Below are 18,005 nucleotides of genomic sequence, written 5' to 3'. Positions count from 1 at the left end.
CCCACCCACAACCCGGGGGCCGGGGGCGGGAGACGAGAATGACTCAGGCGGTTTTGCCCTCCACCGTAGTCCCCCCGACACGCGGACCACAGATCAGTGCCACCCCGAGCGAACCGATGCGGGTACACACCACCGTCATCGCTTTCGAACCCCTGAGCTTGAGTTTCTTGCGCAGCTGATCCGGATCCACATCCACCCCACGCACCAGAATCTCCAGGCTGCCGCAGTCATGGGCCGCCAGCGCGCCCTTGAGCTTCTTCAGCGGCACCTGCTCGATGAATTCAAAACCACTACGCCCCTCCGGAAGGCGATCCCCCGTCAGGTAGGCGATGCGCTCATCAAGCATCCACAGCCGTTCCCGTACCGCATAATGGCGGACCAGCCCGGCGCGCACCACCGCCCCATCCGGGTCGATGATGAAGCGCCCCGGTGCCGCAGCCAGGTCTTCCCCGGCACGTTGATCGAGGCGGTCATCAAGACGGTCGACCTGTCCGGTCCGGTCGATCATGATGGCCTCGCGGCGGGCCCCGTTGCTCAGCCCGGGGGTGTAGAGGCAGGCTTCCTTGACGGCTCCGGCGACGCTGGAGAGTGAGACCATCCCCTCCCACTTGCTGAAGTCCAGGCCGGGCGCACATTTGATGGCCAGTTCACTGCCTGGCCAGGCGTCGATCAGGTCCGGGAGTGGTGGGATGAGTTTGGCGGGGTCGGTGATTCTGCGGCCCCCTTCCCGGCGTGCGGGGTCCGCCAGGATGACATCGGCTCCCCGGGTGGCGGGGACGAGGGCATCGGCCTGGAATATGAGGGTGTGGGGGGTCTCGGCGAGGTTGTGTCGGGCCATCCGGGTGCGGGAGGGGTCCAGGTCGGAGCCGAGGTAGCCCAGGCCGGCTTCGGCGAGTGCCTGGCCTTCGGTGCCGATGGAGCAGGTGACGTCGTGGGCGGTTGCGGTGTCACCGAGCATGGCTTTCAGGTGTGCGGCCCGGACCTTGGCCACCGGCAGTGGGGTGGCCTGTTGGGCGGAGTCGTGGCAGGCCAGCCAGCCTGCGGGGAGCTTATCGACGCTGCTGCGTCGGGCGTTGAGCAGTTCGGCGGCGGCGCGGCCGTAGTCCCCGAAGTGCTCGCGGAGCACGGTGGCGTCCTGGAGCATGGAGGCGCGGCTCAGGGGCAGGTCCCGGCCCACTGCGGTGATCTCGGCGTCGTGGGTGATGAGGTGGGCGACCTCAGCCAGGGAGTAGCTCAAGGTTCTCCGATCCGGTCCAGGCGTTTGATGTGGAAGAAATCACGGTAGCGGGGGTCTTCGACGGGGTCCCCGATGACCGGGGAGACATCGGCTAGTTCGGTGGCTGCCAGGACCTCGGAGACGGTGTTCCAGCGGGCGAGTTCCAGCAACTGGGCGTAGGTGGGGATGACCAGGCGGACCAGGCCGACCCGCCAGCCCTCCAGCAGCAGGCGTGGGGAGAGCCAGCCGGCGTCCGAGGCCTCGGAGGTGTCACCGTCGGTTTCCTGCCCTTCGGGGGCGACCGCCAGGAAGGAGAAGGTGTCGAACATGTTGCCGCTGGCGGAGGAACCGACCCAGCGAGCGAAGGGGGTCAGCAGGTCGGAGCGAACCTTGAGGTCATTCTCGCGCAGCACATCGGTCAGGGAGAGTCGGTGGCTCTCCAAGGCGAGGCGTTCCCCGTGGTAGGGGGTGGCGTCGGCGACGGGGGTGCCGTCGGAGTGGATCGCCAGCAGGGTGCCGGCCTCCTCGAAGAGTTCGCGTACCGCGGCGAACACCAGGGCGTGGGCCTTGTATTTGGTGGTGCCCATGCGGCGGGCGGTGGAGATCACGGAGGGGCCGGCCCACAGGTCGCCGCTGTTCCAGACCTTGGGTGGGAAGTCACGGGGATCCACCCCGCCACCGGGAAAGACGGTCATGCCCGCGTAGTTGCGCATGGTGGAGACCCGTTCCTGTACCCAGACCTCCAGCCCTTGGGCACCGTCCCGGATCAACAGCACGGTGGCCGCCAGACGGGCGCCGTTGAAACCGTGCTGATCCTCGCTTGTGGGCACGACCAGATCACTCCTCCCCCGGGCTCCGGGTGTTTTCTGTTCATATCTTAGAGAACCTCCCCGCCTGTCCGGCGGGGAGGTTGGGTTTTCACTGCTCAGCGGGGGGTGTATCTGATCCCTCGATGAGGTGGCTTAGCGACGGTGGGCTCCCCCGCTGCGGACGCGGCGGGCGAAGTAGCGGTCCCCGATGCGGTCCACCTGGATCGGCTGGTGGAAGGCCTTGGTCAGGTTCTCGGAGGTCAGCACGGTGTTGATCAGCCCCTGAGCGACCACCTCACCCTCATCGAGCAGCAGGGCGTGGGTGAAGCCGTCCGGGATTTCCTCCACGTGGTGGGTGATCATGACGATGGCCGGGGCGTCCGCGTCCATCGCCAGGTCGCCGAGGTAACCCACGAGATCCTCACGGCCCCCCAGATCCATGCCGGCGGAGGGTTCATCGAGCAGTAGCAGCTCCGGGTTGGTCATGAGGGCGCGGGCGACCAGTACGCGTTTGCGCTCACCTTCGGAGAGGGTGCCCCAGGTGCGGTCAGCCAGGTGGTAGGCCCCGACCCGCTCCAGCACCTCGAAAGCCTGGTCCAGGTCCAGTTCGGTGTACTCCTCGCGCCAGCGGCCCAGGATGGCGTAGCCCGCGGAGATCACCAGATCCGCCACGGTCTCCTCATCGGGGATGCGGCCCGCCAGGGCTGCGGAGGACACCCCGATCATGGAGCGCAGATCGCGCATGTCGGTCTTGCCCAGTTTTTCGCCCATCAGGTACGCCTCCCCCGAAGAGGGGAACTCTTCGGCGGCGGCCATCCGGATCAATGTGGTCTTTCCCGCGCCGTTGGGTCCGATGATGACCCATCGTTCATCGAGTTCGACCTGCCAGTTCACCGGACCCACGAGGTTCCGGCCGCCACGGGCGAAGGCGACGTCACGGAAATCGATCAGCAGGTCCTCATTAATCTCGCTCACACCCTCCATCATGACTGATTCTTCGTCTCCCTGTGGAAGTGACACAGCTGAGTTAGTCTTTCTCTGTTCCCGCCCCCTGACTGAAGGTGTTGAAGATGTCCGGCCAGATTGATGATGTCCGTCCCCTTATCTCTGAGCGTCGCCTCCCGGCGAAAGCCGTGGTCGGGGAGGTGATCCCGGTGACCGCCCTGGTCTGGCGGGAGGGTCATGACGCCATCGCCGCCAGTCTGAATGTGCGCGGCCCCGGTGATGCCGAGGCGAGGGTGTTCACCATGACCCGCGACCGCGACAATGTGGATCGGGTGCACGCCGTTTTCACCCCCGATCAGACCGGTTCCTGGACCTTCCGGGTCGACGCCTGGTCCGATCCGATCGCCACCTGGCGCAATGCGGTGAGCAAGAAACTGGCCGCCGGACAGGATGAGGCCGAACTGGCCAATGACCTGGCGCATGGCGTTGAGCTCTTCGAACTCGCCGCTGCCGGCACCCCCGGGGCGGAGTCCGAACATCTGGAACGTATCGCCGAGACCCTGCGTAACCCCGGTGACCTGCAGGCGCGTATCCATGCCGCACTTGATCCCGCCACCACCGAGATCCTGGCCCGCCACCCCCTGCGCCAGCAGCTGCGCCGCGGCCAGGTCCACGAGGTGCTGGTGGATCGTCGCGGGGCGCTCTTCAACTCCTGGTATGAGCTCTTCCCCCGCTCCACCGGAGGCCGGGACGAGCAGGGCGCACCGGTGCACGGCACCTTCGCCACCACCGCCAAGGCCCTGGACCGGGTCGCCGAGATGGGCTTCGACACCGTCTACTTCCCGCCGATCCACCCCATCGGGGAGATCAACCGCAAGGGCCGCAACAACACCCTCACCCCCGGACCGGGGGATGTGGGTTCCCCCTGGGCGATCGGTTCCGCCGCCGGTGGCCACGATGCCTTCCACCCCGAGCTGGGCACCGAGGAGGACTTCCTCGCCCTGATGAAGCGCGCCGAGGAGCTGAACCTGGAGATCGCCCTCGACCTGGCGCTGCAGGCCGCCCCGGACCACCCCTGGGCCCGGGACCACCGTGAGTTCTTCACCGAGCTGGCGGACGGCACCATCGCCTACGCCGAGAACCCGCCGAAGAAGTACCAGGACATCTACCCACTGAACTTCGAGAACGACTGGGAGACCATCACCCAGGAGGTCTACCGCGTGGTCAAGTTCTGGGTCGATCTGGGTGTGACCACTTTCCGGGTGGATAACCCGCACACCAAGCCCGCCGATTTCTGGGCCTGGCTGATCAAGGAGATCCACGCCACCCACCCGGAGGTCCTCTTCCTCGCCGAGGCCTTCACCCGCCCGGCCCGCCTCTACGGCCTGGGCAAGCTCGGATTCTCCCAGAGCTACACCTACTTCACCTGGAAGACCACCAAGGCGGAGCTCTCGGAGTTCGCCACCGAGATCCGGGATGCCGCGGACATCTCACGCCCCAACCTCTTCGTCAACACCCCCGATATCCTGCATGCTTCCCTGCAGTACGGGGGCCGCGCGATGTTCGCCATCCGGGCCACCCTGGCCGCCACCATGTCCCCGCTCTGGGGGGTCTACTCCGGTTATGAGCTCTTCGAGCATGAGGCGGTCAAGGAGGGCAGCGAGGAATATCTGGACTCCGAGAAGTACGAGCTGCGTCCCCGCGACTTCGAGGGTGCGGTGGCAAGCGGTGACTCCTTGCAGCCCTACCTGACCCAGCTCAATGAGATCCGGCGCAGCCACCCCGCGCTGCAGCAGCTGCGTAACCTGCACCTGCACCAGATCGACAATGAGAACATGATCGCCTACTCCAAGGTCGACCCCGCCACCGGCGATGCCGTTTTCGTGGTGGTCAACCTGGATCCCACCAACACCCAGGAGGCCACCGTGCACCTGGATCTGGCTGCCATCGGCCAGGAGCCCGGCGCCGTCTTCCCGGTCCACGACACCATCTCCGGCGCCGACTGGACCTGGTCCGAGCACAACTTCGTCCGCCTGGAACCGTTGGGGCATGTCGCCCACGTCCTGGAACTGCCCCAGGTGCCGGCCCACCTCCGTGAGGCCCTGGCCTACCGCCAGGTCAACGACTACCGCCCTTAAGGGGGTGCCCGGTGACCTCCATGGGAGGGTCGCCGCCTCACCCCCGCCATTTCCTAAACCACCCAATTGACGCGCCCGATTCCCCTCACTCAGGTACGTTCATTTAATGAAGAATGTGCAGGTCACTCCTGCATCGGGCCCATACCGCAAGGAACGAGCATGACCGAAGCCAGTGCCAATATCCACCCCAGCAGCCTCATTCCCGAGGCGGACCTGGTTCGGCTGCGCCATTGCAGCCACCACGCCCCGCATGATTTCTACGGCTGGCACCCCACCGCGACCGGATCCGTGGTCCGGACCCGGCAATTGGGTGCTGAGCAGGTGGAACTGCTGCTCGACGGACGAGGCATTGAGATGGTCCCGGTCGGCGATGATGTCTGGATCGCCGAATTGGAGACCAAGAGCGAGGCCGGTGACTATCGGCTGCGCATCACCTGGCCCGATGCCAAGCCGGTGCTGATCGCCGATGCCTACCGTTTCCTCCCCACCCTGGGTGACATGGACATCCACCTGATCAGCGAGGGCCGCCACGAACGCCTCTGGGAGGTGTTGGGCGCCAACGTCCACAGCTATGAGACCTCCCTGGGCACCGTCCGCGGCACCGCCTTCGCCGTCTGGGCTCCCAACGCCGTCGGCATGTCCGTGGTCGGTGACTTCAACGGCTGGAACGCCTCCCAGCACGCCATGCGATCCCTGGGTTCCTCCGGTGTCTGGGAGTTGTTCATCCCGGATGTCACCGAGGGTGCGAAGTACAAGTTCGCCGTCCAGACCAAGGAGGGCCACCGCCGTGACAAGGCCGACCCGATGGCCAAGCTCGCCGAGGTTCCCCCGGGAACCGCCTCCATCGTCGCCACCTCCGACTATGAGTGGCAGGATGGCCGCTGGTTGCAGCAGCGTGAGGAAAAGGATGCTGCCGCCAGCCCGATGAGCATCTACGAGGTGCACCTCGGTTCCTGGAAGAAGGGCCTGGATTACCGCCAGCTGGCCACCGAACTCGTCGACTATGTCGTCGAGCAGGGCTTCACCCACGTGGAATTCATGCCCGTGGCCGAGCACCCCTTCGGCGGTTCCTGGGGCTACCAGGTCTCCGGTTACTACGCCCCCAGCTCCCGCTGGGGTGATCCGGATGGTCTGCGCACCCTCATCGACGCCTGCCACCAGGCCGGTGTCGGTGTCATCATCGACTGGGTGCCCGGACACTTCCCCAAGGATGACTGGGCCCTGGCCCGCTTCGACGGTGTCCCCCTCTACGAGCACGCCGACTGGCGCAAGGGCGAGCAGAAGGACTGGGGCACCCTGGTCTTCGACTTCGGCCGCAATGAGGTCCGTAACTTCCTGGTCGCCAACGCCCTCTACTGGATCGAGGAGTTCCACATCGACGGCCTGCGTGTCGACGCCGTGGCCTCCATGCTCTACCTCGACTACTCCCGCGAGGAGGGTGAGTGGGAGCCCAACCAGTACGGTGGGCGGGAATACCTGGAGGCCGTCTCCTTCCTGCAGGAGATGAACGCCACCGTTCACGGCCGCCACCCCGGGGTGCTGACCATCGCCGAGGAATCCACCTCCTGGCCGGGAGTCACCGCCCCCACCCACCACAACGGTCTCGGTTTCTCCCTGAAGTGGAACATGGGCTGGATGAACGACACCCTGGAGTACTTCTCCCTGGACCCCATCCACCGTTCCCACCACCACAACGAGATCACCTTCTCGATGATCTACGCCTTCTCTGAGCGCTATGTGCTGCCCTTCAGCCATGACGAGGTTGTCCACGGGAAGGGCTCCCTCTGGGACCGCATGCCCGGTGACGCCTGGAACAAGGCCGCCGGACTGCGCACCCTCTACGCCTACATGTACTCCCACCCCGGAAAGCAGTTGCTCTTCCAGGGCCAGGAATTCGGTCAGCGGGAGGAATGGGATGAGGCTGAGTCCCTGAGCTGGGGTGACCGCGAGGGCTGGGAAGGTGAATTCCACATCGGGGTTCACAACCTGGTCAAGGACCTGAACAAGCTCAACACCGAGATCCCGGCGCTGCACACCCAGGACTTCGGTCCCGAGGGCTTCAGCTGGGTCAAGAGCGATGATGCCGCCGCGAACCTGCTGTCCTACATCCGCTGGGGCAATGACGGCTCCGCCGTGCTGGCGGTCTGCAACCTCGGTGGTGCCTCACGGGAGAGCTACCCCCTGGGTATCCCGGTCGAAGGCGACTGGGAGCTGGTGCTCAACACCGATGACAAGAGCTACGAGGGTGCCGGCAATGAACTTGCCACCATCCTCCGCGGTGTTGAGGAAGGCTGGGACGGCCAGCCCTACTCACTTCGGGTCAACGCCCCGGCCATGAGTGTCCAGTGGTACCGCCTCAAGCGCTGATAGCCACGCCTTGAGCAGGCGCTACAAAGCTCCGGGGGTCCCCGTCCAGCATCTTGCCGGGCGGAGACCCCCGGGGCCTTTTTAGTGCGGGCCCGGCCCCTGGCGACTCAACGCCCCTCGGGGATCATCTCCCCGGCGGTGATCTCCACATCCAGATGATCACCAGGTGCCGGCAGCGGGCAGGTGGCGTAATCGGTGAAGGCACAGGGCTGGTTCAGTGTCTTATTGAAGTCGATGATCACGGTCTCACCATCCTCCTGTAGGGCGGCGGTGGTGACGCGCACATCCTTCCAGGTGGTCTTTCCTGAGGTCTCATCAGTGAAATGCAGCCCCAGGGAATACGGGTTCCCGGTCGCCAACGCCAACAGACGCTGCGGTCTGCCGGCGACCTCGAAATGCACGGTGCCCCGCACCATCTGACGATGCTCCGCCCCCTCCAGCACCGAAGCGACGATGATCTCCTCCGGTTCAGCATAGGGCCGGAAGGTACCTTCGATCACCCAGGCGGGGTCCGCCGGGAAGGTGGGCACCTTGAGGTGGGAGTTGAGGTGGTGGTTGCTGGGATCCCGGGGGCGCACGATCGGGCGGGACCCACGCAGGGCCACCTCAATGCGCTTCTCCCCGTCCTGGAGAAAGATGCCCGCCACATCCACCTCACCCAGGTTCAGGGTGACCTCGGTGTAGTCCGGGTTGAGCGGCTGATCATCCAGCATCAGGTTCTCCCCCTCCTTCAGGCTGAGCCGCACCTCCCCGTCGATGAAGGACCACTGGCCCGGGGCACCGTGGACCCGGACCGGGTTCTCATCCAGCCAGGCCATCCCGATCGGGGAAAGCGGTCCGAAGGGGGCCGCCACAATCTCTTCCCGGAAGGAACGGAAGGCCTCGAAATCACGTTGGAAACTCTCATTGTTGGGCATAATTGCTTCTTCCTCCAAGGAATTCAGTGGGGTTGCCGGAGCGGGTTGCTGGGGACCTAGTACAGTGCGCTGGCCATCCGGCCGCGGGCGACGATCACCCTGGAATCCGTGGGTTCAAAAAGCGCGAAAAGCTCCACGAGGCGCTCCCGCACCTGTTTCTTCTCATCACCTACGGTCCTGCTGAGCTGGGCAATCAGCCGGTCAAAGGCAGCCTCCGGATTGCCGGCGGCGATCAGTGCATCCGCTGCCGCGAAAGCCTTCTCCACGTCCGCGGGATCAGCGTCAGCGGCGGCGATCGGGTCCTGCCCCACCTCCTGCTGCTGCGCCAGGCGCTGCAGCAGGCGGGCACTGTCGCGTGCCTGCTTCGCCTCCGTGTTCTTCGGCTCCTTGGCCAGGATGTCTTCATAGGCCTGGATCGCGGCGGCGAAGTCCCCGGCGTTCAGAGCCTCGGTGGCGGCCTCAAAACGGGGGTCGGCCGGGGGTTCCGGAGCCACCGGGGCGGTGTCCCCGGCGGGAACGGCACCTTCGGGCAGTCCCTGCAGCTGGGATCCCACGGCCTCCACCAGGGAGTTGGTCCACTGCTCCAGGGCCTCCCGGGGCTGGCCACCCTGGAAATCAGTCAGGGGGCGGCCAGCGGCAATTGCGATGACCGTCGGCAGGGCGGAGACCCCCATCATCTGGGCCACCTCCGGGGAAGTGTCCGCATCGACATAGCCCACCACGAACTTCAGGTCTGCAGCGGCCGCCAGGTCCGCCAGATCGGTTTTAAGCTGTTCGGATTCCGGGCTGCGTGGAGTACCCACCAGCACCACCACCGGGATCTGCACGGAACGACGCAGCACCTCGGATTCCAGGTTTTCGGGGGTGACCTCGAAGAAGGTGACCACCTCCTGGGATTCCGGGGCGTGGGGCGATGGGCCGGAACCCGGCTGCGGGGTGTTCTGGGGTTGCGGTGCCTGCTGGCGGGCCTCAGCCCGGGCCTTGATCTGGCCCAGGTCCACTGCACCGGAGATGAAACGATCAGGGGTGCTCATCTACTTCTCCCCCTCCGCGGCCAGGCGCTCCTCAACGGCCTGCACCTTCCGGGTCAGCATTCCCTCGTGTCCGGGGCGGATATCAGCCTTGATCACCAGGGAGGTTCGGGGGGCAACCGCGGACACCGCCTCGGTGGCCCGTTTGATCACATCGAAGACCTCATCCCATTCGCCCTCGATGAGGGTGAACATGGCATTGGTCTCATTGGGCAGGCCGGATTCCCGGACCACCCGGATTGCGGCGGTGACGGCATCCGCCATCTCCGCCTCTGGATTATCGGTCACGGTCGGCGCTACAGAAAAGGCAACAATCATGCTTTCCAGATTACCCAGCTAATTGGGTCGCTGCCCCGGTGTGGCACCCGAGTGGGCGGCAACCGAAGCGGGGGCACCGGAAAGCGGGGGCGTCGATAAGCGGTTAACGCCGCTCCCAGCAGGGCTTGTGCCAGTGGCGGCGGTCATCAGGACCCCGGCCGATCTCCTTGGGCCAGGCCACCACATGAGCCACCCCGGGCGGAATATTCTGGTTGCATCCCGGGCAGACATAGAATTTCTTCGCCGCCGAGGAACCCATCTGACGCACCAGGTAGATCTCCCCCATCGTCCAGCTCGGGCCCTCCTGCTCCCGGGTGCCGAAGTAGACCGAGCCATCCATGGGCAGGGGGTGGGGCGCCGCGGAACGGTCCCGACGATTCTTACGGGCCATGCCTAAAACAACCGCAGTTCATCGCTCTCGATGCCACGCATCGCCTGATAGTCCAGGGTGACACAACGGATGCCCCGGTCCTTCGCGAGGGTGCGGGCCTGGGGCTTGATCTCCTGGGCCGCGAAGACACCCTGCACGGGGCGCAGCAGCTCATCACGGTTGAGCAGCTCCAGGTAACGGCTCAGCTGTTCCACGCCGTCAATGCCACCGCGTCGCTTGATCTCCACTGCCACCGTGCCACCGTCGGCATCACGACAAAGAATGTCCACCGGGCCGATCGCGGTGGGATACTCCCGGCGGACCAGGGTGTAGCCCTCCCCCAGCTCGGAGATGTGCTCGGCCAGCAGCTCCTGCAGGTGTGCCTCCACGCCATCCTTGACCAGACCAGGGTCCTGGCCGAGCTCGAAGCTCTTCTCGTGGTGGATCTGCTCCATGGTGATACGCAGCTGCTCACCCTTGGAGTTCTCCACCACCCAGAGCTGCTCGCCGGTGTCCTCCCCATCCTCATCAGTGATGGTGGACTCGATCAGCGTGCAGGGCGGGGTCATCCAGTTGAGGGGCTTGTAGGCGCGGTCATCGGCGTGGATGGACACCGAACCGTCAGCCTTGACCATCAGGAGACGATCGGCACTGGGTAGATGGGCTTCCAGGCGTCCTACATAGTCAACAGAACAGCGGGCAATCACAAGGCGCATTCTGTCAGGATAGCCAACTACAGACCGCGCGACTGTCGACGGGTGATGTTGCGCTTGAGTTCCTCATGGCTGGAACGCTCTCGACGACGATCCGGGGCCGCCTCGATCCAGGCAGTCAGCGCCATTTCACCGGGGCCACCGATACCGACCTCGAAACGGTCTTCCGCCGAGAGGATCTCCAGGATATGGACATGGGCGGGGATGAAATCCAGCTCCTCCGGGGTCGGCTTGCGACGCCCGATCAACTCGGTCACCTTGCGGTTGAGGATAAGGTCCGCCCCGGGGGAAAGGGAACGCAACTTATAGTAGGAGACCTCCTCGCCGTTGTAACGGATGGAACCGTGCCGCCAGCCATGGGTCCCCGAATGGGGCAGTCCACGCAGGATCACCACGGTACCGCGGGCGCGCTGCGTGAAGAAGCGCCAGGCGGCGAGCAGTAGGATAAGCGCCGCGAGCATGATCAGTACCCAGATGATGATGTCCACTGAACTCCTCTAGATTCTGTTGCCGATCTTGAAGACCTGCACTCCCATTGCCGAGGAAACGACTGAATTTCCATTAGTCTACCCACCACCACGGCCCCCGCATAACGGAGAAATATGCCGGAGACCCGGGCAATAACGGACACCAGTTGGGCCAATGGTCAGATCATGTTCATTTAGCGTTAACCGCCTCTGAGTCCTGGGGGAACACCCCCAGTCCCTGAAACCGGCGCTCCGGACAGCGCAAACTACTGTGCCCCCTGGGCAAAAAACGGCTGAACCCCACCGCCCTGGATGGGCGATGGGGTTCAGCACAGGTGATGCGAAGCGCGTTGAAGCCGAATGGTGTCGACTCCAGTCTCGAGCCTAGGGCTGCTGCTGGCGGCGCAGGGCTGCCAGACCGGCCTCGGCACGGGACTTGGCCACTTCGTCATCCGACTGCAGATCAGCCTCAGCGGCAGAGGAATCAACCTCATTAGCCCAGACTGCATGATCTGCGAGGATGGTGACCTTTTCGGTCGAGACCGAGAGGAAGCCACCCTGGACGGCGGCGACAAGCCTGTCGCCGTCGACCGGACGGATGGTCACGACACCATTCTCGGCCAGCTGGCCGAGCATCGGCTCGTGGCCGGCCAACACGCCGATCTCACCCTCGGTGGTCTGTGCGGTGACGATGCTGGCCTGACCGGACCACAGCATGCGCTCCACGGCCACCAGTTCAACGGTGATTTCAGCCATGTCTTCGCTTCCCCTACTTCTCGGTCATCTTCTTGTAGGCTGCCTCGACATCGTCCAGGCCACCCAGGCCGTTGAAGGCCTGCTCCGGGTAGTGGTCGAAGTCGCCATCGCAGATGCGCTCGAAAGCCTCGATGGTGTGCTCCAGCGGGACGTAGGAGCCCGGCAGACCGGTGAACTTCTCCGCAACGAAGAAGTTCTGGCCCAGGAAACGCTCCAGACGACGTGCACGCTGAACGGTGATCTTGTCCTCTTCACCGAGCTCATCCATACCCAGGATGGCGATGATGTCCTGCAGTTCCTTGTTCTTCTGCAGAATACCGATCACGCGCTGGGCAATGTTGTAGTGACGCTCGCCAACGATCGACGGCTCGAGGATACGAGAAGTCGAGGACAGCGGGTTCACGGCCGGGTAGATACCCTTCGACGCAATCGAGCGGTCCAGCTCGGTGGTTGCGTCGAGGTGGGCGAACACCGTCGCCGGAGCGGGGTCGGTGTAGTCATCGGCGGGAACGTAGACAGCCTGCAGGGAGGTGATCGAACGACCCTTGGTCGAGGTGATCCGCTCCTGGAGGATGCCCATCTCATCAGCCAGGGTGGGCTGGTAGCCCACGGCAGAAGGCATACGACCCAGCAGGGTCGAGACCTCGGAGCCGGCCTGGGTGAAACGGAAGATGTTGTCGATGAACAGCAGCACGTCCTGGTTCTGGACATCGCGGAAGTACTCCGCCATGGTCAGGCCGGACAACGCCACGCGCATACGGACTCCCGGGGGCTCATCCATCTGGCCGAACACCAGGGCGGTGTCCTGCAGAACGCCCATCTCTTCCATTTCCAGGAAGAGGTCGGTGCCCTCACGGGTACGCTCGCCGACGCCGGCGAACACGGAGGTACCAGCGAACTCGCGGGCGATACGGGTGATCATCTCCTGGATGAGCACGGTCTTGCCCACACCGGCGCCACCGAAGAGGCCGATCTTTCCACCCTTGACGTAGGGGGTCAGCAGGTCGATGACCTTGATGCCGGTCTCGAGGATCTCGGTCTTGCCCTCGAGCTGGTCGAAGGGCGGCGGGTCGCGGTGGATGCCCCACTGCTCGCCGTCGCGGCCGAGACCCGGCTCGTCGAGGCAGTCACCCAGGGCGTTGAACACGTGACCCTTGACGACGTCGCCGACGGGGACGGAGATCGGCTTACCACTGTCAGTGACCGCGGCACCACGGACGAGTCCGTCGGTCGGGGCCATGGAGACGGTACGCACCAGGTTGTCACCCAGGTGCTGTGCGGTCTCGAGGGTAATGGTCTTGGCGACTGCTTCGAGGGTGACCTCGACAGTCAGTGCGTTGTACAGGGCCGGCATCTCGCCGCGCGGAAACTCCACGTCGACGACCGGACCGATGACACGCACGACACGGCCGGCGGCAACCGCCGACTGTGCGTTCTGCTCACTAAGAGCTGTAGTCATAATCTAGTCACTTTCTCCGCTATCGGCGAGCGCGCCAGCGCCACCGACGATCTCTGTGATTTCCTGGGTAATCTGAGCCTGACGGGCCGCGTTTGCCTCGCGCGAGAGGTCCTTGACCAGCGCGGTGGCGTTATCCGTGGCCGCCTTCATGGCGGTACGGCGTGCGGCCGACTCGGAAGCCGAGGCCTCGAGGAAAATCGAGTACAGACTCCGGGAGACGAACTGCGGCAGCAGGGCGCTGAGCAGCGTATCCGCGTCGGGCTCGAAATCGTAGTCAGCGGAAGGAGCTTCGGCGTCGGAGAGGATGCCCTCGCCGGTTTCGAACTCCTCCTCGGTGATCACGGGTTCAATCGGCAGCAGCTGCTGCGCACGAGCCTGCTGGGTCAGCATGGAGATGAACTCGGTGTACACGACGTGCACCTGATCAAATCCACGAACCTCTTCCGCACTGCGGTCCACCACACCGGGGCGGGCCTTGGCCAGCCCCTTCGAGCCTGCGACGAAACCGTCGATCAGGTGGTGGCGAACATCGTGGGTGGCATCCCAGGACGGATCCTGGGAGAAACCGGTCCACGCACCGAGGAACTCCTGCTGGCGGAAGTTGTAGTAACCGACGGCCTTGCTGCCGGTCACAAATCGCACAACCTCGTAGCCCTCGTCCTCGAGCAGCTTTTCGAGCTCGGTGGCCTTCTTGAAGACGTTGTGGTTGTAACCGCCACACTGCCCGCGGTCACTGGAGACCACGAGAATGGCGGCAACCTTGCCGTCCTCACGCTCACGGAGCATCGGGTGGTCCAGGGAACTCGCCGAAGCGAGCCGCTCGACCACATTCTGAATCTCGTGGGCGTAAGGCAGAGAGGCTTCCACGCGGGCCTGCGCCTTGGTGATGCGCGAGGTGGCGATCAGCTCCTGAGCCTTGGTGATCTTCTTCGTAGAGTTAACTGACCGAATTCGGTCGCGCAGTTCACGAATCGTTGCCATGGTTCATGCTCCTCCCTTCTTTAACTTGGACGGTCATCGTTTCGGGCACTGGTGCCTTACTTCTTTGCCGTCTTACGGGAGACGTTGAGCTGGCTCTTCTTGACCTGGCTACCGTCAAGTGCATCAACCTCAGGCTCGTTGATGACCGGGGTGCCGTCGGTGGTCTGGAAGGTCTTGACGAATTCGTCATTGCCCTTCAGCAGCGCTTCCTTGGAATCGTCGGAGAGTGCTGCACCCCCGGCAACCTGCTCATAAACGTGAGCAGCGTTGGCACGCAGGTACTCGTGTAGCTCGGCCTCGTAGCGTCGGACGTCCGCGACGGGAACGACGTCGAAGACGCCCTCGCCAGCCAGCCAGATGGAGATCATCTGGAACTCAACGGACTGCGGGGTGTTCTCAGCCTGCTTCAGCAGCTCGACCAGACGCTGACCGCGCTCCAGCTGAGCCTTGGAAGCGCTGTCCAGGTCGGAGGCGAACATGGCGAATGCCTCGAGGTCGCGGTATGCGGCCAGATCCAGACGCAGGGAACCTGCGACCTTCTTCATGCCCTTGGTCTGGGCGGCGCCACCGACACGGGAGACGGAGACACCGACGTTGATGGCGGGGCGGACACCCTGGTTGAACAGGTCCGACTCCAGGAAGACCTGGCCATCGGTGATGGAGATGACGTTGGTCGGAATGAAGGCCGACACGTCGTTCGCCTTGGTCTCGATGATCGGCAGAGCGGTCATCGAACCAGCGCCCAGCTCATCATTGAGCTTGGCGGCGCGCTCCAGCAAACGGGAGTGCAGGTAGAACACGTCACCCGGGTATGCTTCGCGTCCCGGGGGACGACGCAGCAACAGGGAGATGGCGCGGTAGGCCTCAGCCTGCTTGGTCAGGTCATCGAAGATGACCAGAACGTGGTTGCCCTGGTACATCCAGTGCTGGCCCAGGGCCGCACCGGAGAACGGTGCGAGCCACTTGAAGCCGGCAGCGTCGGAGGCCGGAGCCGCGACGATGGTGGTGTACTCCAGAGCGCCCTGCTCTTCGAGGGTACGACGCACCGAAGCGATGGTCGAGCCCTTCTGGCCGATGGCGACGTAGATGCAGCGAACCTGCTTCGTCTTGTCGCCGGACTCCCAGTTCGCCTTCTGGTTAAGGATGGTGTCGATGCAGACCGCGGTCTTGCCGGTCTTACGGTCACCAATGATCAGCTGCCGCTGACCACGGCCAATCGGGGTCATTGCGTCGATGGCCTTGATGCCGGTCTGCATCGGCTCCTCGACGGGCTGACGCTCCAGCACGGAGGCAGCCTGCAGCTCGAGGACACGGTTTTCCTCGGCTGCAATGGCGCCAAGTCCGTCAATCGGCTGACCCAGGGGGTTGATTACTCGACCGAGGAAATTATCCCCGACCGGGATGGAAAGGACCTCGCCGGTCCGCTTAACTTCGTCGCCCTCTGCGATGGTCTCGTAGTTACCCAGGACCACAACGCCGATGGAGTTGGTGTCCAGGTTCTGCGCGACGCCGATGACGCCGCCTGCGAACTCGAGGAGTTCATTCGCCATGACCGACGGGAGGCCCGAAACCTGGGCAATACCGTCAGCTGCCGAAATAACCACGCCGACCTCCTCACGGGAGGCCTCCGCGGAGTAGCTCGAGGTGTAGTTCGCAATCGCGCTACGGATCTCATCGGAGGAGATCGTCAGCTCCGCCATGTTCTTCCTGCTCTCGGTTGTTTCTTCCAGCATTATCAATCAATCGATGTCGTGTCTTAAACGAGGTTCAGACGGAGACGCTGCAGTTTACCTGCGGTGCTTCCATCGATCACTTCGTCACCGACGCGGATGGTCATGCCACCGAGGAGGCTGGGGTCAACCTCAGAGTGGATGCTCATCGCACGACCGTAAATTCGTCCCAACTTCTCAGCAAGCGCAGCTTGCTGGTCCGCATTAAGGTTGCCAGCCGCCACGACATGTGCGACGGTGCGGCCCTGCAGGCTAGCTGCATCGGCTGCGACCTTCGCGAGATCGTCGATGGGATTGCGCTCCGGGCGGCCGATGACCTGAAGCGCCAGCGCCTCAGTGATCATGGTGACCTTGCCGTAGAGCACGTTGGCCAGCAGTCCCCGCCTGTCAGCTGCGGAGGCAGCGTGATCAGACAGCAGCTGGGTCAAGCGCGTTTCCTTGTCCAGGATGCGACCCAACCGGAACAGCTCGTCCTCGACCTGTCCCAGCTGTCCCTGCTGCTCTGCAGAGTGCAGGAGCGAACGACGGCCGAGCTCAACCAGACCGGTGCGAAGCTCACGGGGAGTCGACCAGGCCTTGGTGACGGCGTCCTTCAGGACCTCGAGGGTGGCGTCCGAAACCTTGCCGCCGAAAACGTCCGACACAATGCCGGTGCGGCTCTCGGCGGGTGCCGAGGCATCAGCGACGGCGACACGCAGGCCGCGGTCCCCGTCGAGAATCTCGACGACGTCGAACAGTTCGGTACCGAGCTGTGCGGCGACTGCGATGGCGTTGTCTGCCCCGGACAGTGCAGCGTCCAGATGGGATTCAACCTGCGCTAGTGCGGCGCGGCTAGCTGCGTGCATGTTGCTCACTTTCCTGCCGGTGCCACGGTGTCGAGGTCGGACAGGAAGGAATCAATCGTGCCGGAGCGCTTGGTAGCGTCGGAGAGCTCGCCTCCGAGCAGTCGCTCAGCAAGGTTGATCGAGTTCTGCCCCATCTCCTGACGAAGCTCTGCCACGACCTGCTCACGCTGGGCCAGCAGCTGCTTCTCACCGGACTCGATGATGCGGTTGCTCTCCTCAGTGGCCTTTGCCTTGAGTTCAGCCTCGATCTGCTTGCCCTTTTCACGGGCCTGTTCACGAATCTCGGCTGCCTCGGCACGGGCCTCGGCGAGCTGTGCGTTGTACTTTTCAAGGGCAGACTTGGCTTCGGCCTGTGCGGCCTCGGCACGCTGAATGCCACCCTTAATCCGGTCCTCACGCTCAGTCAGGACCTCCTGGAACTTCGGAAGAATGAACTTCCAGAAGACGAACAGGATTACGATGAGCGGGATGAGGGACCAGACGATGTCGTAGGCCTTGGGGAGCAGAATCGAGTTACCGCCCTCGAGGGGCAGAGTCTCAACGCTCTCCGCAAGCACGTGAATGACGTTCGTCATGAGTCTCCAGTCTTCGTTATCTGTTCTGAAATTAAATGCTGCTGAACAGGAAGCCGGCGACCAGGCCGATCAGGGCCAGGGCCTCAACGAAGGCGATACCCAGGAACATGGTGGTACGAAGCTGACCGGCCATCTCGGGCTGGCGAGCCATACCCTCGACGGTCTTGCCGACCAGGATGCCGATGCCGATGCCCGGGCCGATGGTGCCGATGCCGTAACCGATGGCGCCGAGGTGTGCGACTGCTGCCGGCTCTGCTGCCTGTGCCAGGATGATCTCGTTCATGTGAAAGTCGTTCCCTTTCTTGGTGCCCGGTCTATTGCCGGGCGATGAGGTTTTCGGGGTAATTCAGTTTGACCGCGTGATTCGC

At 64.1% G+C, this 18,005-nt stretch carries 18 protein-coding genes; 2 read left to right on the top strand and 16 right to left on the bottom strand.

All coding sequences use genetic code 11. The features are described 5' to 3' along the window. Positions 1-43: 43 nt before the first annotated feature. The 3 genes from COCCU_RS05785 to COCCU_RS05775 all read right to left on the bottom strand — a co-directional run bounded on the left by COCCU_RS05785 (position 44) and on the right by COCCU_RS05775 (position 3,009). Entirely contained in the window at positions 44-1,237 is a 1,194-nt protein-coding gene (locus COCCU_RS05785; RefSeq protein ID WP_156230641.1) for a THUMP-like domain-containing protein, read from the bottom strand. Next, positions 1,234-2,046, bottom strand: a complete 813-nt coding sequence (locus COCCU_RS05780) for an NUDIX hydrolase (RefSeq protein ID WP_231598881.1) — start codon at positions 2,044-2,046, stop codon at positions 1,234-1,236. The genes COCCU_RS05785 and COCCU_RS05780 overlap by 4 nt, the downstream gene beginning before the upstream one ends. A gap of 132 nt (positions 2,047-2,178) precedes the next feature. Further along, the gene (locus COCCU_RS05775; RefSeq protein ID WP_407924166.1) at positions 2,179-3,009 is read right to left on the bottom strand and encodes an ABC transporter ATP-binding protein; all 831 of its coding nucleotides are present in this window, start codon (positions 3,007-3,009) and stop codon (positions 2,179-2,181) included. A gap of 86 nt (positions 3,010-3,095) precedes the next feature. Between COCCU_RS05775 and COCCU_RS05770 the strand changes: the two genes are divergently transcribed. Both COCCU_RS05770 and glgB read left to right on the top strand, forming a co-directional pair. Continuing rightward, complete coding sequence (locus COCCU_RS05770; RefSeq protein WP_156230638.1) at positions 3,096-5,108, top strand: alpha-1,4-glucan--maltose-1-phosphate maltosyltransferase; 2,013 nt, start codon at positions 3,096-3,098, stop codon at positions 5,106-5,108. A gap of 159 nt (positions 5,109-5,267) precedes the next feature. Beyond that, positions 5,268-7,475, top strand: coding sequence for a 1,4-alpha-glucan branching protein GlgB (gene glgB, locus COCCU_RS05765; protein WP_156230637.1), 2,208 nt, complete (start codon positions 5,268-5,270; stop codon positions 7,473-7,475). Positions 7,476-7,582: 107 nt separating this feature from the next. On the opposite strand, the gene COCCU_RS05760 is transcribed toward glgB, so the two are convergent. The 13 genes from COCCU_RS05760 to COCCU_RS05700 form a co-directional block, all read right to left on the bottom strand. Beyond that, positions 7,583-8,392 (bottom strand): DUF1684 domain-containing protein, encoded by an 810-nt coding sequence (locus COCCU_RS05760; RefSeq protein WP_156230636.1) that lies wholly within the window; start codon positions 8,390-8,392, stop codon positions 7,583-7,585. Between the two features lie 56 nt (positions 8,393-8,448). Further along, positions 8,449-9,426 (bottom strand): tetratricopeptide repeat protein, encoded by a 978-nt coding sequence (locus tag COCCU_RS05755; RefSeq protein ID WP_156230635.1) that lies wholly within the window; start codon positions 9,424-9,426, stop codon positions 8,449-8,451. Continuing rightward, on the bottom strand, positions 9,427-9,741 hold the full coding sequence (locus COCCU_RS05750; RefSeq protein WP_156230634.1) for a thiamine-binding protein: 315 nt from the start codon (positions 9,739-9,741) through the stop codon (positions 9,427-9,429). A 103-nt stretch (positions 9,742-9,844) separates the two neighbouring features. Next, positions 9,845-10,132, bottom strand: a complete 288-nt coding sequence (locus COCCU_RS05745; protein ID WP_156230633.1) for a hypothetical protein — start codon at positions 10,130-10,132, stop codon at positions 9,845-9,847. 2 nt (positions 10,133-10,134) lie between these two features. Next, positions 10,135-10,827, bottom strand: coding sequence for an endonuclease NucS (gene nucS, locus COCCU_RS05740; protein ID WP_156230632.1), 693 nt, complete (start codon positions 10,825-10,827; stop codon positions 10,135-10,137). Between the two features lie 17 nt (positions 10,828-10,844). Continuing rightward, positions 10,845-11,312: a DUF2550 domain-containing protein gene (locus tag COCCU_RS05735; protein ID WP_156230631.1), complete on the bottom strand. Its 468-nt coding sequence runs from the start codon at positions 11,310-11,312 to the stop codon at positions 10,845-10,847. 363 nt (positions 11,313-11,675) lie between these two features. Further along, positions 11,676-12,047 (bottom strand): F0F1 ATP synthase subunit epsilon, encoded by a 372-nt coding sequence (locus COCCU_RS05730; protein WP_156230630.1) that lies wholly within the window; start codon positions 12,045-12,047, stop codon positions 11,676-11,678. Positions 12,048-12,060: 13 nt separating this feature from the next. Beyond that, entirely contained in the window at positions 12,061-13,506 is a 1,446-nt protein-coding gene (atpD, locus tag COCCU_RS05725; protein WP_156230629.1) for a F0F1 ATP synthase subunit beta, read from the bottom strand. A gap of 3 nt (positions 13,507-13,509) precedes the next feature. Next, positions 13,510-14,487 carry a F0F1 ATP synthase subunit gamma gene (locus tag COCCU_RS05720; RefSeq protein WP_156230628.1) on the bottom strand — a complete coding sequence of 326 codons (978 nt, stop codon included), beginning with the start codon at positions 14,485-14,487 and terminating at the stop codon, positions 13,510-13,512. A gap of 56 nt (positions 14,488-14,543) precedes the next feature. Next, the gene (gene atpA, locus COCCU_RS05715) at positions 14,544-16,187 is read right to left on the bottom strand and encodes a F0F1 ATP synthase subunit alpha (RefSeq protein WP_156232630.1); all 1,644 of its coding nucleotides are present in this window, start codon (positions 16,185-16,187) and stop codon (positions 14,544-14,546) included. A 56-nt stretch (positions 16,188-16,243) separates the two neighbouring features. Beyond that, positions 16,244-17,062: a F0F1 ATP synthase subunit delta gene (locus tag COCCU_RS05710; protein WP_156230627.1), complete on the bottom strand. Its 819-nt coding sequence runs from the start codon at positions 17,060-17,062 to the stop codon at positions 16,244-16,246. A gap of 5 nt (positions 17,063-17,067) precedes the next feature. Continuing rightward, positions 17,068-17,637, bottom strand: a complete 570-nt coding sequence (locus COCCU_RS05705; protein ID WP_156230626.1) for a F0F1 ATP synthase subunit B — start codon at positions 17,635-17,637, stop codon at positions 17,068-17,070. A gap of 31 nt (positions 17,638-17,668) precedes the next feature. Then, the gene (locus tag COCCU_RS05700; RefSeq protein ID WP_156230625.1) at positions 17,669-17,920 is read right to left on the bottom strand and encodes an ATP synthase F0 subunit C; all 252 of its coding nucleotides are present in this window, start codon (positions 17,918-17,920) and stop codon (positions 17,669-17,671) included. Positions 17,921-18,005: the final 85 nt, after the last annotated feature.

Source organism: Corynebacterium occultum (genome assembly GCF_009734425.1).
GTDB lineage: Bacteria > Actinomycetota > Actinomycetes > Mycobacteriales > Mycobacteriaceae > Corynebacterium > Corynebacterium occultum.
The sequence above is the reverse complement of the archived record's forward strand: the minus strand, read 5'-3'. Positions and strand labels throughout refer to the sequence as shown.